Here is a 14,205-nt window from a genome sequence, read left to right as displayed (position 1 = left end):
GCTATTCAGCCGCCTGGGCCAGCGGCTGAAGCGCCGGCTCGGCGGTCGGTTCAATTTCTTCTGGCCGAGGGGCCTCGTGGTGGCCCTTGGCCGGTTCCTTTTCGCCGCGTTCGCGCAACTGCTCGATCACCGCGTAGAAGACCGGCACGAAGACCAGCGACAGGATCGTCGCCGCCACCATGCCGCCGAAGACGGTGGTGCCGATCGACTGACGGCTGGCCGCACCTGCACCGGTCGCGAACATCAGCGGCAGCACCCCGAGGATGAAGGCGAAGGCCGTCATCAGGATCGGCCGCAGGCGAAGCCTCGCGGCTTCCATCGCCGCTTCGACGATGGTGAGCCCTTCCTCGCGCCGGCGTCTGGCGAACTCGACGATCAGGATCGCGTTCTTGGCCGCCAGGCCGATCAGCATGACGAAGCCGATCTGCGAGTAGACGTCGATCTGCATGCCGCGCAGCAGGAGCACCACGAAGGCGCCGAACAGGGCGAGCGGCACGGCGAGCAGCACCATGAAGGGCATCGCCCAGCTTTCATACTGCGCCGCCAGGATCAGGAAGACGAAGACGATCGCCAGCCCGAACACGACCGAAGCGATCGATCCGGCCTTGAGCTCCTGATAGGTGATGCCGGTCCACTCGTAGCCGAAGTCGCGCGGCAGCACGTTCGCCGCCGCCCGTTCCATGGCCGCCACCGCCTGCCCGGACGAGAAGCCGGGGGCAGCGCCGCCATTGATCAGGGCCGAGGCATTGTTGTTGTAGTGCGGCACGGTCTCCGGACCGACGATCGGCACCAGCCTGCCCAGCGTGCTCAGCGGCACCATGCCGCCCGACGCATTGCGCACATAGAGCCGCGAGATGTCGGTGGCGTCGGCGCGCGCGTCTTTGTCGGCCTGAATGGTCACGCGGAAGGTGCGGCCGAACAGGTTGAAGTCGTTGACATAGAGCGAGCCGAGATAGATCTGCAGCGTGTTGAACACGTCCGGCAGGTTGAGGCCGAGCAGCTTCGCCTTGCTGCGGTCGAGGTCGTAGTTGAACTGCGGCGTCGAGGTCGAGAAGGACGAGAACAGCTGTTGCGGGTTGAGCTCCGGCTGCTTGCGCGCTTCTGCGATCAGCGCCTGCGTGACATCGTTCAGCGCCGCACTGCCGCGTCCGGAGAGATCCTCCACCTGGAACTCGAAGCCGCCGGTGGTGCCTATGCCGGGGATCGAGGGGGGGTCGAAGGACAGCGCGAACGCATCCGGCATCTGCAACAGCTTGCCGCGCACCTGCTCGACCAGTTTCGACGCGCTCTGGTCTGGGCCGCGTTCGTCCCATGGCTTGAGGATCGCGAACTCCACCGCCGAGTTCGATTGGGCGGCGCTGGTCAAAAAGTTCAGGCCGCTGATCGAGCCGACGATGTCGACGCCGGGCGTGTTCTGCAGGATGTCGCGCGCCTTCTGCGCCACCGCATCCGTGCGTTCGAGCGAAGCGCCGTCCGGCAGCTGGATGACGACGAAGAAATAGCCCTGGTCTTCGACCGGCAGGAAGGTCGAGGGCAGTTTCTGCCAGACGAAATAGGTGGCGACCAGACCCGCCGCAAACAGGCCGAGCATCGCCCAGCGCAGCTTGATCAGGATGCGCACGCCATGCGCATAGGCATGCGACAGCCAGTCGAAGCCGGCGTTGAACCAGCGGAACAGCACGAACTGGGTCTCGCCGCGATGGCGCAGGAAGGCGGCGCTCAGCGCAGGCGACAGCGTCAGCGAGTTGAAGGCGGAAATGCCGACAGAGATCGCGACTGTCAACGCGAACTGGTTGTAGAGCCGGCCGGAGACGCCAGGGATGAAGGCGACGGGAACGAACACCGCCATCAGCACCGCCGTGGTGGCGATGATCGGCCCGGTCACCTCGGCCATCGCCGCGCGTGTCGCGGCAAGCGGCTTGAGCCCGGCCTCCAGCTGTCGCTCGACATTCTCGACCACGACGATAGCGTCGTCGACCACAAGACCGATCGCCAGCACCATGCCGAGCAGCGAGAGCATGTTGAGCGAGAAGCCCAGCATATACATGATCGCCAATGTCGCGATCAGCGAGACGGGAATGGCGATGGTCGGGATGATCGTGGTGCGCCAGCTCTGCAGGAAGATGAACACCACCGCCACGACCAGCACCAGCGCTTCGCCGAGCGTGATCAGCACGTCATGCATCGAAGCCGACACGAAGCGCGTCGTGTCGTAATGCATGGCGTAGTTGACACCCTTTGGGAAGCGCTGCGACAGCTCCTGCATCTTGTCCTTGACCCGCTGCTGCAGGTCGAGGGCGTTGGAGCCGGGCATCTGGTAGACGGCCAAAACCACTGTCGGGTCCTTGCCGAAGAAGGCGGAGGAAGAATATTGCAGCGCGCCGAGCTCGATGCGGGCAACGTCGCGCAGGCGCGCCAGCGAGCCGTTCTGCGAATTGGCGCGCACGACGATGTCGCCGAATTCCTTCGGGTCGCTGAGCCGGCCCACCGCGTTGACCTGCATTTCGAAGGCGGTGCCGGCGGGCGCCGGCGACTGGCCGATCTTGCCGGCCGCCACCTGCACGTTCTGCTCGGCGATCGCGTTCTGCACGTCGACGGCGGTGATGCCGAGATTGGCAAGCTTGTCCGGGTCGAGCCAGACGCGCATCGAATAGCGGCGCTCGCCGAAGATCTGCACGTCGCCGACGCCGGGCAGGCGCTTCAGCGGATCGACCACCTGCAGATAGGCGAGGTTGCTCAGCGCCACCGGATCGACCGAGCCGTCCGGCGAGGTGAGGTCGACGATCAGCACGAAATTGGGGTTTTGCTTCTTGATCGTCACGCCGCCCTGGTTGACGATGGCCGGCAGGGAGGATGCCGCTTGCGAGACGCGATTCTGTACGTCGACGGCCGCCGTGCTCAGCGGATAGCCGACGTCGAAGGTGATGGTGATGGTCGAGGAGCCGTCATTCGAGCTCGTCGACGACATGTAGGTCATGCCTTGCACGCCGTTGATCTGCTGCTCGAGCGGCGTGGTGACCGTATCGGCCACGACCTGCGCGCTGGCGCCCGGATAATGGGCGCTGACCACGACTTGCGGGGGCGTGATGTCGGGGAACTGCGAGACCGGCAACAGGAAATAGGCGATCGCACCGGCGAGCACCATGATGATGGCGATCGCCGAGGCGAAGATCGGGCGGTGGATGAAGAAGTTCACCATGATGCGGACGCCTCGCCGAACGGTTTCGCGAAATGGCGCAGGCGCCGGGCCCGGCCGGAGCCGGAATCCGCCAGGAAGGAAGGCGGGTCATCGTCGCCCGGCGCCTGTTCCGCCGCGCGTGAGCGCAGCATCCGTTCGAAGGCTTTGGGGTCGATCCCGTCCGCCTTCATCACCAGCCGGATCATCGGATCCCGGATGGCTTCGTCGATCGTCAGGTCTTTGCGCTTTTGCATAGGAGCGGCTCCTTGCTCGGCCCGCATCGATTGATCACGGGCCGCTTTTTCTCGTTCTTCACCGGCCGAAGCCGCATGACAGGCAGGTTTTGCGTCCTATCTCACTCTGGCAGGGCTATCGGAGGCCTTGTCGTTTGACGGCGAGCGATACAGGTGTTACCAGTAAGTAACATGCTGGAAGTTACAGACCGGTAACACCCTAGTCAAGAGGTGGCGACGGTTTTTTTGGAAACGACGAAAGGAGATCATCATGACTGACGGCGTCGCGGAGCGTTCCCGCCCCCGGGATCGAATCCTGGAGACGGCGCAGGACATGTTCCACAAGCACGGCATCAAGGGTGTTGGCGTCGACGCCATCACCGAGGCTGCCGGCACGAACAAGATGACGCTTTACCGTCACTTCGAATCCAAGGACGAATTGATCGTCGAATGCCTGCGCGCCACGGCGGCGAAGGCGTCAAGGATCTGGGACGAGTTCGAGGCCAAGCATCCCGGCGACAAGCTCGCCCAGTTGTATGCCTGGGTTCAAAAGGCTTCCGAACTGCTCAGCGCCGACAGCCGCGGCTGCGACATGGCCAATGCCGCCGTCGAGCTCACCGAGATCGATCACCCGGCCAGGCGCGTCATCAAGGAACTGAAGGAGGCCCAGCGCGAGAAGCTGGTTGCGCTTTGCCGCGATGCCGGCATCGGCCAGGCCGAGCTGCTCGCCGACACACTGTCGCTGCTGCTCGAAGGCGCGCGCGTTTCGATGCAGAGCGTCGGCGCCGAAGGCCCGAGCGCGCAATTCGTGCGCATGGCCGAAAGCCTGATCGCCTCGTTCCGGGCGCGCTGATGTCTTCGCCTCATCCTGACTCTGTGATCCTGTCTCAGAATCAGGCACCCAGCCATGCAATGGGTCAGGCAAGTTTTCCGGAGATGTATGAGCGCTGGCTCGTGGGTCCTCTCTTTCGCCCTTGGGCCGAAGTGACCTTCGAAGAGGTAAGGCTGTCCCCAGGCCATCGTGTCTTGGACATCGCTTGTGGCACAGGGATAGTTGCGCGCGTTGCCAAGGAACGGCTTGGTGCCGCCGGCTATGTTGTCGGCATCGACATCAGCCCGGATATGCTCGCCGTCGCGCGCACCGTGGCGCCGGACATCGACTGGCGCGCCGGCAATGCCAGTGCGCTGCCGCTCCGCGACGGAGAGCAGTTCGACGTGGTCGTCTGTCAGCAGGGTCTGCAGTTCGTTCCCGACAAGCCCGCTGCGGCGGCGGAGATGCGGCGAGCGCTGGCGCAGGGCGGCATGTTGGCGGTTGCCACTTGGCGGTCCGATGAGGAAATCCCCTTCTTTCGAGAACTCCGCCGCGTCGCCGAGCGACTCCTCGGCCCAATCGCAGACCTGCGCCACAGCTTTGGGAACTCGGCGCCGCTCGAGGCGCTGCTCCGGGACGTCGGCTTCCACGACGTGCGATCAAGGACAATATCGCGTATCATACGCTTTGAGGACGGCGCGCCCCTCCTGCGATTGAATACGATGGCGCTGGTCGGCATGAGTGCTGCCTGCAAGGCAATGACCGATCAGGAACGCAAGCGCGTTGTGGAGGACATCGTGAGCGGGAGCGCTGCCGTGCTGCAGTCCCACTCCGATGGATCGGGAGTCGCTTTCGAACTCAGCGCCAACCTGGCGACAGCCAAAGCCTAGAGCAATTCAAGGAAAAGTGTGAGCGGTTGGGCTCGGCGCCTTCGCCGTAACGTCAGATGGACGCTCGCGCCACGGGGCTGGCGCCGCCTCCGCATCATCGCCGTGCGGGCAAAGAAAAAGCCCGCTGCCGGGAGGAGGTGGCAGCGGGCTTGATTTCGAATACGGCACGGGAGGAGGTGTACCGTACTCAGCGTCGGCATCACATCTGGGAGGAGGAGACGGCCGACACCCAGACAAATACGGGCTGCCTAACGATTCGGCAATTGCGAAACCTGCATAGCTGGTGTGCAGAATTGCGGGATCAATCGTCAGACAAATGCTAAAGCGCGTCGCGCTGAAGCGGATTCAGGCGACGCGCTTTAAGCCTGTGTTTTCATGCGTGTCGTTATCGCAAAACCGCTGCGCACTTTTGCGCGACATGCATTAAGGCCGCCTTCGTGCGCCCACCCACTGGTTTATTGCACCGGCACGTTTTCCTTGAAGATCAGCCGCGGCTCGATGAACTTTTTCGTCAGATAGGGCGCCGACGAGGCGATGGATCCGAGCAGGCGGATCACCGACTGCTCGGCGATCAGCCGCGCATTCTGGTCGATCACGACGTCGGCGAGATCGTCGACGAGATAGCGGCGCGTTTCCTTGGTCAGGTCGTGGCAGATGAAGACCGGCTTCTTGCGCGGCTTGACCTCGAGCAAGGCCTTGGCCACGCCGGACCGTCCGGCGCCGACGCAGTAGATGCCGAGCAGGTCCGGTTCGTTGTGCAGCGCCTTGATGGTCGCGCGGTAGCTGGCGTCCGGGTCGTCATTGCTTTCGGCGGCGCTTGAGACCGTGAGGTTGGGAAACTCCTCGCTCAGCACCGAACGAAAACCCATCTCGCGCTCCTCGTGGCCGCGATAGGAGCGCGAGCCGACCACCATCGCCAGATGTCCTGTACGGCCGCCGAGGAAGCGGCCCATCAGCAGCGCCGCGGTGCGGCCCGCCACCCGATTGTCGATGCCGACATAGGCCGAGCGGGGTGCCGCCGGGACATCCGAGATCAGCGTGACCAGCCTGATCCCGGCATCGACCAGCTCGCGCAGGATGTTGCGCGTGCGCGGGTGGTCGACGGCGATGACGCCGACACCGTTGGCTTTGAGCGACAGATTCTCCACCGCGCCTTGCAGCGCGCCCGGCGAAATACCGGCAAGGTTGTGGATGCGGCAGGAGGCGACCAGCGGCAGGCGTGCCGCATAATCCTCGATGTGATGCGCAAGATCGGCCATGAAGCCGTTGGACCCGATCGGCAGGAAGAATTCCAGGTGCGCCGGCTTCGACGGCAGCACGACTTGATCGAGCGTCGGCAGATAGCCGAGCTGCTTGGCCGCCTCCATCACCCGCTGCCGGTTGGCAGCACTTGCCCCTGGCCGGTTGTTGAGCACCCTGTCGACGGTCGCGGTCGACAGGCCGCAGCTTCTGGCGATGTCGGCTACCGTGGCTTTCATGAGTCCAGTCATAGGATGGGAAGCGAGCCCCTGTCAGGACAATTCAACGTCAGGCCAACCGACGCCGAGCCAAATCGATGCCAGACCGTCAGCCATGCCGCTGCGGGCCGTCGGAAATCGCGTCCCGGATCTCCTTGTCCGACATGCCGGTGATGACGCGCTCGACCTCGGCGACCGTCGTCTTTTTCGGATCGATGTCGTCGGCCACCACCTTGCCCCGGCGCATCACCACGATGCGGTCGACCACCTGGAAGACGTGATGGATGTTGTGCGCGATGAAGATGCAGGAGTGCCCGGAATCACGGGCGCTGCGCACGAAGCTCAGCACGCCTTGCGTCTCGGCGACGCCGAGATTGTTGGTCGGTTCATCGAGGATGATGAGATCGCTGTCGAAATGCATGGCGCGCGCGATCGCCACGGCCTGCCGCTCGCCGCCCGACAGCGAGCCGATCGGTGTCGTCGGCGGGATATTCTTGGTGATGCCGACCTGCCTGAGCAGGTCGCGCGCCACCGCGTTCATTGCGTCCTGGTCCATGCGGTTCAGGAAGCGCGGCGCCCTGATCGGCTCGCGCCCGAGGAACAGGTTGCGCGCGATCGACAACTGCGTGACGAGGGCCGAGTCCTGGTAGATCGTCTCGATGCCGTGGGCGATGGCGTCGCTGGTGCTGCGCAGCGTGACCTTCTTGCCGCGGATGAAGATGTCGCCGCTGGTCAGCGGCACGGCGCCCGACAGCACCTTGATCAGCGTCGACTTGCCCGCGCCGTTGTCGCCGAGCAGGCCGACGATCTCCTTTTCGTTGACGTGGAAATTGGCGTCCACCAGCGCCTGCACGCGCCCGTAGGACTTGCGGATGTTTTCCATGCGGATCAGCGGTTCGGCCATGGTTCAGGTCCCTGCCTGGTGCCGGCGTTCGAGCCAGGAGTGCAGCGCCATCATGCCGAGGATGATCGCGCCGATGAAGATGTTGTAGGCGAGCCCCGGCACGCCGATCAGCACGATGCCGTTGCGCATGACGCGCAGGATCAGGATGCCGAGCACCGTGCCGATGATGGTGCCGCGTCCGCCGGTCAGCGCCGTGCCGCCGATCACCACCATGGCGATGACTTCGAGCTCGTAGCCGGTGCCGCTGTTGGGGTTGGCGGCGGACGTGCGCAGCGACGAGATGACGCCGGCGAGCGAGGCCATCACCGCCGACAGGATGAACAGGCCGACCTTGACGCGGTTGACGTTGACGCCGCGCGCGCGCGCCGCGTTCGGATTGCCGCCGGCGGCCTGGATCCAGTTGCCGGTGCGGCTCTGCGTCAGCACATAGCCGAGCACGATCGCGGCGCCGATGAACCAGAACAGCGAGGCATAGATTCGGAACGGGCCGACATAGAAGTCGCCGACCAGGATATTGGCAAGCCAACTGCCTTCGGCGCTCCAGGTGCGCTGCGGGAAGCCGTCGGTGATGAACAATGCCGTGCCGCGCACGACCAGCAGCATGCCGAGCGTCACCAGAAAGGACGGGATCTTGAGCTGCGTGACGAACCAGCCATTCACCAGCCCGACCAGGGCAGCGACGATCAGCGCGATCAGCAGGCCCATCTCCAGCGAAGTGACGCCGCTGTTGAAGAGCGTCCACATCAGCACCGGCGAGAAGCCAAACAGCGAACCGACCGAGAGGTCGAATTCTCCGGATGTCATCAGCAAGGTCATTGCCAGCGCGATCAGGCCGAGCTCGACTGTGAAGGCCAGGATGTTCGAAATGTTCTGCGGCGACAGGAAGTCGGGATTGATGCCCCAGAAGACGACGAGCTCGACGACGAGCAGCACCAGCGGACCGAATTCCGGCCGCGCGACAAGGCGTTGGACGAAGGAATGGTTTTCCATTGAACCCGCGACGTAAGCGCGGCCGTCCGATGGGGACGGCGCGGGGAGAAGGAAAAACGGTCGCGACAGGGTGTCGCGCCCGTTTCGCTTGAGGATTATTTGCCGGACAGGATCTTGTCGTAGACGCCGGCGGTGTCCTTCTCGTAAAGCGCGCCGGTGATGACGTTGAAGCCCGGGGGGATGCCGCTGGCGGCCATGTTGGCCATCGACAGCGCAATATAGCTGGTCGCCTGCGGGTCCTGCCACTGCCCGGCATTGACGTAGCCGTTCAGCACTTCCTGTGTGGTGTCGAGCGAGTTGCCCCAGCCGACGACTGGGATTTCGCCCGGCTTGACGCCGACCTGATCGAACACGCGCTTGATCGAGCCGGTGACGAGATCGCCGAGGCCGATGATCGCCTTCACCTTGCCCTTGTGCGCGGTGAGGTAGTCGACCATGCGGTTGATCGCTTCGGCTTGGTCGAGCGTCGCCTCGGTCACCTCATAGGTGATGCCGGCCGGCTCGAACACGCTCTTGATGCCTTCTTCTTCCTGCACGCCATAGGTGGCGCCGGGGATCTCGACCGGCATCCAGACGAAGTCGCCCTTCTTCACCAGGCCCTTGTCGACCAGATACTGCGCCCAGTGCTTGCCGAAGGTGACGTTGTCGCCGCCCACATAGGCGTTGAAGTTGGCTTTCGGATCGGGCGTGTTGAAGTTGATGATCGGGATGTTGGCCGCGCGGGCTTCCTTGACGATCTCGACCAGGCTGCCCGGATCGGGGCTGGTGGTGGCGATGCCGTCGGCCTTGGCCGCGATCGCGGCGCGCACGGCTTCCTGCTGGGACGCGACGTCGCCATTGTGGAACGAGGTGTTGACCGTGTTGCCCGTGTCCTTGGCCCATTGCTTGGCTCCGGCCAGGAAATAGGTCCAGACCGGATCGGCCGGGCCGCCATGCGAAATCCAGTAGAACGTCTTGGCCTCGGCCATCGCCGGAATGGCGAGTGCCGCGATCAAGCCAAGCACGAGTAGTCTTAGCCGCGAAAGCATTCGATTTCCTCCCATGTTGAAACTCTCCTCCTGGATCAGCGCGATGCGACCTTGGAACCCGCATCTCCTGCCAGCGCCGACCGGAACGTCCAGAGCATTCTCTTTTTCGGGCGGTGGCAAGCCTCCATCGTCAGTGGATGTTGGCACAGGCGCGCACGCCATCACCAATCCCATCAGATTGCATCAGCAACGGTGATATTCGTTGGGCAAGCGGCACCATCGACCATCCGCTGCACGGTGGCCTCCAAGCAAACGCCCTTCTGGTGCGGCGTTAGAGAAGGCCCGCCTTGGCCAGGTCGCGCATCAGGTGGCTGGCGCCGTAGGTCCAGTGCGGGCAGTCCGGCGACAGGCGCACGCGGTTGGTGAGCGCGCCGAGCTTTTCCGACGAGATGGTGACGATGTCGCCGACCTTGTGGGTAAAGCCCTTGCCCTTCTCGCCGCGATCCTTCGACGGCACGAACATGGTGCCGAGATAAAGCGCCAATCCGTCCGGATACTGGTGATGCGGCCCCATCGCGGCCTTGACCAGCTCTTCCGGCGAGCGGCTGATTTCCGCCATCGAGCTCGCGCCCTGCAGCGAGAAGCCGTCCTCGCCCTCGACGCTGAGCCGCACCGTGGCGCGCTTCACGTCGGCGATGGAAAACGTCTCGTCGAACAGCCGGATGAAGGGGCCGAGCGAAGCGGAAGCATTGTTGTCCTTGGCCTTGCCGAGCAGCAGCGCCGAGCGCCCCTCGACGTCGCGCAGATTGACGTCGTTGCCGAGCGTGGCGCCGACGATGCGCCCCGAACTGTCGGCGATCATGGCGATCTCCGGCTCCGGATTGTTCCAGGTGGAGACCGGATGCAGTCCGACATCGGCGCCGAAGCCGACCGAGGCCATAGGCTGGCATTTGGTGAAGATCTCGGCATCCGGGCCGATCCCCACTTCCAGATATTGCGACCAGGCCCCGCGCGAGATCAGCTTGGCCTTGATCTCCATCGCCTCCGGCGAGCCGGGCTTGAGCTTCGACAGGTCGTGGCCGATCAGCCCGGCGATGTCGGCGCGGATGGCGTCGGCTTTTTCGGCCGAACCGCGCGCCTGTTCCTCGATGACGCGCTCGAGCAGGCTGACGACGAAGGTGACGCCGGAAGCCTTCACCGCCTGCAGGTCGACGGGCGAGAGCAGGATCGGCTTCTTCGCATCGCGTTTGTCTTCGAAGCTGTTGGCCGCGATCTCGGCGATCGCGCCGATCACCTTGCCCTTGGCCGAGCGCAGATAGCCGGCCGGATCCTTCAGCTCGCAGACATCGCGCACCGTGGGCGCCGCGCTCGAGGTGACGTCGATGACCTGGCCGTCGCGCACCGTGACCACCAGCGGATGAGTAGCTTCGCTTGTCCTGGCGCGGCCGACGAAGAGGCCGTCGGCGGGCAGGCGGGTCGGATCGGTCATGGTGATGCTTCCTCTCAACTGTCGCGCGGCACTTTCCCCGGATTTGGGTCAAACGTCCATGCCGTTTGTAGCCCGGTTCGTGGGCCAGTTGTCCCTGTCATCAAAAGCGTAGCCGGCTGGCCCATCGAAACGCGCTTTCAAATTCATGAAATCAACAATAGGATTTTCACGAAGCTCCAGCGCCGAGGTGATCTTTGCCCGCAGCCTTTTCCGATCCGATTTGGCAAAGGCCGCAGGCTGCCCCGGCATTTCAATCGGGCTTGTCGGCTGGCGGCACGCTCGACGCGGTCATCGTCGGCGGCGGCATCATGGGACTATCGACGGCGCTGCATGCGGCGCGCGAGGGGCTTTCCATTCAGGTGCTTGACGCCGGCGCGATCGGGCAGGGCGCTTCGGGCCTCAATGGCGGCCAGGTCATTCCAGGTCTCAAATACGATCCGGAATGGCTGCTCGGGCATTTCGGCAAGGAGCGCGGCGAAGCCCTGGTGGAATTCGCCGCCGCGACGGCCGACGCCGTGTTCGATGTGATCCGCGACGAGAAGCTGGCGGTGCCGTTCACGCGCAACGGCTGGATCCAGGCGGCCCACACCGAAACCGCTTTGACCGCGGCAGCGAACCGGGATCGCCAATGGCGCTCGCGCGGCGCCGACGTCGAGCTGCTCGACAAGGCAGGGATCGCGGCGATGACCGGCGCCAGGGGCTATCTCGGCGGCTGGCTCGACCGCCGCGCCGGCGTCATCGATCCGCTGTCCTACACGATGGAATTGGCGCGCGTCGCCTCGGCCGCCGGCGTGAAGATCGCCGAGCAGCAAAGGGTGGTGAAACTCGCCAAGGAGGCCGGCGTCTGGCGGGTTTCGACGCAAGGCGGCGCCGAATTGCGCGCCAGGTCGGTCGTGCTCGCCACCAACGCCTATACGGACGGCCTGCTGCCTGGCCTCGCACAGACGATCGTGCCGCTGCATTCCTTCCAGATCGCCACCGCGCCGCTGCCGGCGGACCTTGCAGCCAGCATCCTGCCGGGCGGGCAAGCCGTTTCCGATTCCCGTCGCATCCTCGTCTACTATCGCCGGAGTCCCGATGGCCGGATGGTGCTGGGCGGCCGCGGCCGCATGGCGCTGCCCTCCGGCCCTGCGGACTGGGCGCATTGCGAACGCGCGCTCACCCGCCTCTATCCGGCGCTCGCGGGCGTCGCCATCGAAAAGCGCTGGTTCGGCCGCGTGGCGCTGACACCGGATCATCTGCTGCATCTGCATGAGCCGGAGAAAGGTCTGCTCGCAGTCGTCGGCTGCCAGGGCAGGGGCGTCGGCCTGATGAGCGCGCTGGGCAAGCGCATGGCGAATTACCTCGCGAGCGGCGATGCCAGGCAATTGCCGTTCCCGCTGTCGCCGATCAAGCCGATCCCGTTCCACGCTTTCCGCCAAGTCGGCGTCGCCGCGGCGATCACCTGGTACCGGATGCTCGACGCGTTCGAGCGCTGACCCCGAACGCGTGCGGCGCACAAGCGATTCAGCTTGACAGTTTCAGAAATATGAAAAATCATTGGGTTATTTCAGAATTTCGATGGACAGTTCGATGTCGTCGACCATCGCTGCAACGCGGCCCCTGCCGGAAAACCGCATCTCGCCGGTGTTTCGCTTCGCCATGCTGCTGCCGGGCGGACTGGTCACCTTCTTCCTGATCCTGTTCGCGCTTGGCCTGGTGGTCTTCCTCGCCTTCAGGGGCAATGACGGCTCGCTGCTCGGCGTCGGCCTGACGGCGGAGAATTTCGTCACCGTCGCTACCGATCCGCTCTACTGGACGGTGACGCTGCGCTCGCTGGTCATCGCCGGCCTGGTCACGCTCGCCACCGTCGCCACCGCCTATCCCGTCGCCTATTACCTCGCCTTCCACGCCGGCCGGCGGCGCAACCTGCTGCTCTTCTTGGTCACGTTGCCGTTCTGGACCAGCTATCTGCTGCGCGTCTTCGCCTGGAAGATCGTGCTCGCCTATAATGGCGTTCTGAACTCGGCCTTCATCGAGACCGGCCTCTGGTCACAGCCGACGCTTGCCTTCCTCAACACGCCGGCAGCGGTGGTGGTGACGCTCGCCCATGCCTACGCGCCTTTCGCAATCCTGCCGATCTATGTGGCGCTGGACACCATCCCGAAATCGTTGCTCGAAGCCGCATCCGATCTCGGCGCGCGGCCCTTCACCTGCTTCCGCCGCGTCGTGCTGCCGAATTCCATGCCGGGCGTGCTGGCGGCAGCCCTCGTCGTCTTCGTGCCGACGGTCGGCGATTATGTGACGCCGGCCATGGTCGGCGGCCCGGCCAGCACCATGATCGGCACGCTGATCCAGTCGCAGTTCGGCAAGGCCAATGACTGGCCGTTCGGGGCGGCCCTCTCAGTCTGCGTCATGCTGGTCATCCTCTGCGTGGTGCTCGCCGCGCGCGGCGCCGACCGCAGATTTGGCAGTCGCACATGAGCGCCCGGGCTGACACCACCAGCGACGGCCGCTGGCTCGGCCTCTATGTGCTTGGCTATCTCGTCTTCCTCTATCTGCCGGTGCTGCTGATCCCGCTGTTTTCCTTCAACAACTCCATCCAGGCGGCGTTTCCGCTGCGGGGCTTCACGCTCGAATGGTACCGCACGCTCTACGGCAACCCGGCGCTTTCCGGCGCTTTGGCCAACAGCCTGGTCATCGGCGTCATCGCGGCCTCCGGCGCGACGCTCTGCGGCATCACCGTCTCCTATATGGACCTCTATGGCCGCTCGCCGCTCGCCGCCACGATCAGCGCCATCGCCCGGCTGCCGATCCTGATCCCCGGCGTCATCGTCGGGATTTCGCTGTTGATCCTGGTCAACCTCATCGGCCTCGGCCCGTCGCGCGTTTCGATCGTGCTTGGCCATATCCTCGTCGCGCTGCCGACGACGGTGGTGGTGATGCGCAGCCGCTTCGCCGCCATCCCGAAGACGATCCGCGAAGCGGCGCTCGACCTCGGCGCTTCCGACTGGACGACGTTCCGGCGCGTCATGCTGCCGCTCAGCCTGCCAGCCGTGCTGTCGGCTTTCATGCTCTCCTTCCTGATTTCCTTCGACGAGTTCATCGTCGTCTTTTTCCTCGCCGGCACCGAGCCGACGCTGCCGCTCTACATCTGGAGCCAGCTGCGCTTCCCGCGCTCGCTGCCAACCGTGATGGCGCTCGGCACGGTGATCCTCACTGTCTCCTTCATCATCGCCGGCACAGCCGAAATCCTTCGCCATCGCGGTCTTGGAACTGCGCGCCGCAATCCAGCCTGAACCACAA

At 64.6% G+C, this 14,205-nt stretch carries 12 protein-coding genes; 5 read left to right on the top strand and 7 right to left on the bottom strand.

Annotation, left to right across the window (positions count from 1 at the left end; genetic code table 11):
• Nucleotide 1: 1 nt before the first annotated feature.
• Together FJ417_RS25500 and FJ417_RS25495 are read right to left on the bottom strand one after the other, a co-directional pair.
• Complete coding sequence (locus FJ417_RS25500) at nucleotides 2-3,199, bottom strand: multidrug efflux RND transporter permease subunit (protein ID WP_140785333.1); 3,198 nt, start codon at nucleotides 3,197-3,199, stop codon at nucleotides 2-4.
• Nucleotides 3,193-3,432, bottom strand: a complete 240-nt coding sequence (locus FJ417_RS25495) for a hypothetical protein (RefSeq protein WP_140705518.1) — start codon at nucleotides 3,430-3,432, stop codon at nucleotides 3,193-3,195. Before FJ417_RS25495 ends, FJ417_RS25500 begins: the two co-directional genes overlap by 7 nt.
• A 250-nt stretch (nucleotides 3,433-3,682) precedes the next feature.
• On the opposite strand from FJ417_RS25495, the gene FJ417_RS25490 reads away from it, so the two are divergent.
• Nucleotides 3,683-4,264 carry a TetR/AcrR family transcriptional regulator gene (locus tag FJ417_RS25490; protein ID WP_140785332.1) on the top strand — a complete coding sequence of 194 codons (582 nt, stop codon included), beginning with the start codon at nucleotides 3,683-3,685 and terminating at the stop codon, nucleotides 4,262-4,264.
• On the top strand, nucleotides 4,264-5,112 hold the full coding sequence (locus FJ417_RS25485; RefSeq protein WP_140785331.1) for a methyltransferase domain-containing protein: 849 nt from the start codon (nucleotides 4,264-4,266) through the stop codon (nucleotides 5,110-5,112). Before FJ417_RS25490 ends, FJ417_RS25485 begins: the two co-directional genes overlap by 1 nt.
• 455 nt (nucleotides 5,113-5,567) lie before the next feature.
• On the opposite strand, the gene FJ417_RS25480 is transcribed toward FJ417_RS25485, so the two are convergent.
• The 5 genes from FJ417_RS25480 to FJ417_RS25460 form a co-directional block, all read right to left on the bottom strand.
• Nucleotides 5,568-6,590, bottom strand: coding sequence for a LacI family DNA-binding transcriptional regulator (locus FJ417_RS25480; RefSeq protein ID WP_140645099.1), 1,023 nt, complete (start codon nucleotides 6,588-6,590; stop codon nucleotides 5,568-5,570).
• Nucleotides 6,591-6,678: 88 nt separating this feature from the next.
• Nucleotides 6,679-7,473 (bottom strand): ATP-binding cassette domain-containing protein, encoded by a 795-nt coding sequence (locus tag FJ417_RS25475; RefSeq protein WP_140645098.1) that lies wholly within the window; start codon nucleotides 7,471-7,473, stop codon nucleotides 6,679-6,681.
• Nucleotides 7,474-7,476: 3 nt separating this feature from the next.
• Nucleotides 7,477-8,463, bottom strand: coding sequence for an ABC transporter permease (locus tag FJ417_RS25470; RefSeq protein WP_140705151.1), 987 nt, complete (start codon nucleotides 8,461-8,463; stop codon nucleotides 7,477-7,479).
• A 95-nt stretch (nucleotides 8,464-8,558) separates the two neighbouring features.
• Complete coding sequence (locus tag FJ417_RS25465; RefSeq protein ID WP_140657693.1) at nucleotides 8,559-9,491, bottom strand: substrate-binding domain-containing protein; 933 nt, start codon at nucleotides 9,489-9,491, stop codon at nucleotides 8,559-8,561.
• A gap of 271 nt (nucleotides 9,492-9,762) precedes the next feature.
• Entirely contained in the window at nucleotides 9,763-10,920 is a 1,158-nt protein-coding gene (locus tag FJ417_RS25460; RefSeq protein WP_140785330.1) for a fumarylacetoacetate hydrolase family protein, read from the bottom strand.
• Nucleotides 10,921-11,114: 194 nt separating this feature from the next.
• On the opposite strand from FJ417_RS25460, the gene FJ417_RS25455 reads away from it, so the two are divergent.
• The 3 genes from FJ417_RS25455 (at nucleotide 11,115) to FJ417_RS25445 (ending at nucleotide 14,198) form a co-directional block, all read left to right on the top strand.
• Nucleotides 11,115-12,398, top strand: a complete 1,284-nt coding sequence (locus FJ417_RS25455; protein WP_140785329.1) for an FAD-dependent oxidoreductase — start codon at nucleotides 11,115-11,117, stop codon at nucleotides 12,396-12,398.
• Nucleotides 12,399-12,492: 94 nt separating this feature from the next.
• Entirely contained in the window at nucleotides 12,493-13,383 is an 891-nt protein-coding gene (locus tag FJ417_RS25450; RefSeq protein WP_140785328.1) for an ABC transporter permease, read from the top strand.
• A complete protein-coding gene (locus FJ417_RS25445; protein WP_140785327.1) occupies nucleotides 13,380-14,198 on the top strand; it encodes an ABC transporter permease in 819 nt (272 codons plus the stop codon). Before FJ417_RS25450 ends, FJ417_RS25445 begins: the two co-directional genes overlap by 4 nt.
• Nucleotides 14,199-14,205 lie beyond the last annotated feature (7 nt).

It is taken from the genome of Mesorhizobium sp. B3-1-7 (assembly GCF_006439385.1).
Classification (GTDB): Bacteria; Pseudomonadota; Alphaproteobacteria; order Rhizobiales; family Rhizobiaceae; genus Mesorhizobium.
The sequence above is the reverse complement of the archived record's forward strand: the minus strand, read 5'-3'. Positions and strand labels throughout refer to the sequence as shown.

What these genes read in the sequence shown, in the direction of transcription:
- FJ417_RS25450 (WP_140785328.1), top strand. Translation starts at nt 12,493, where the DNA reads ATGTCGTCGACCATCGCTGCAACGCGGCCCCTGCCGGAAAACCGCATC.
- FJ417_RS25445 (WP_140785327.1), top strand. Translation starts at nt 13,380, where the DNA reads ATGAGCGCCCGGGCTGACACCACCAGCGACGGCCGCTGGCTCGGCCTC.
- FJ417_RS25495 (WP_140705518.1), bottom strand. Translation starts at nt 3,432, where the DNA reads ATGCAAAAGCGCAAAGACCTGACGATCGACGAAGCCATCCGGGATCCG.
- FJ417_RS25465 (WP_140657693.1), bottom strand. Translation starts at nt 9,491, where the DNA reads ATGCTTTCGCGGCTAAGACTACTCGTGCTTGGCTTGATCGCGGCACTC.
- FJ417_RS25470 (WP_140705151.1), bottom strand. Translation starts at nt 8,463, where the DNA reads ATGGAAAACCATTCCTTCGTCCAACGCCTTGTCGCGCGGCCGGAATTC.
- FJ417_RS25460 (WP_140785330.1), bottom strand. Translation starts at nt 10,920, where the DNA reads ATGACCGATCCGACCCGCCTGCCCGCCGACGGCCTCTTCGTCGGCCGC.
- FJ417_RS25480 (WP_140645099.1), bottom strand. Translation starts at nt 6,590, where the DNA reads ATGAAAGCCACGGTAGCCGACATCGCCAGAAGCTGCGGCCTGTCGACC.
- FJ417_RS25485 (WP_140785331.1), top strand. Translation starts at nt 4,264, where the DNA reads ATGTCTTCGCCTCATCCTGACTCTGTGATCCTGTCTCAGAATCAGGCA.
- FJ417_RS25490 (WP_140785332.1), top strand. Translation starts at nt 3,683, where the DNA reads ATGACTGACGGCGTCGCGGAGCGTTCCCGCCCCCGGGATCGAATCCTG.
- FJ417_RS25500 (WP_140785333.1), bottom strand. Translation starts at nt 3,199, where the DNA reads ATGGTGAACTTCTTCATCCACCGCCCGATCTTCGCCTCGGCGATCGCC.
- FJ417_RS25475 (WP_140645098.1), bottom strand. Translation starts at nt 7,473, where the DNA reads ATGGCCGAACCGCTGATCCGCATGGAAAACATCCGCAAGTCCTACGGG.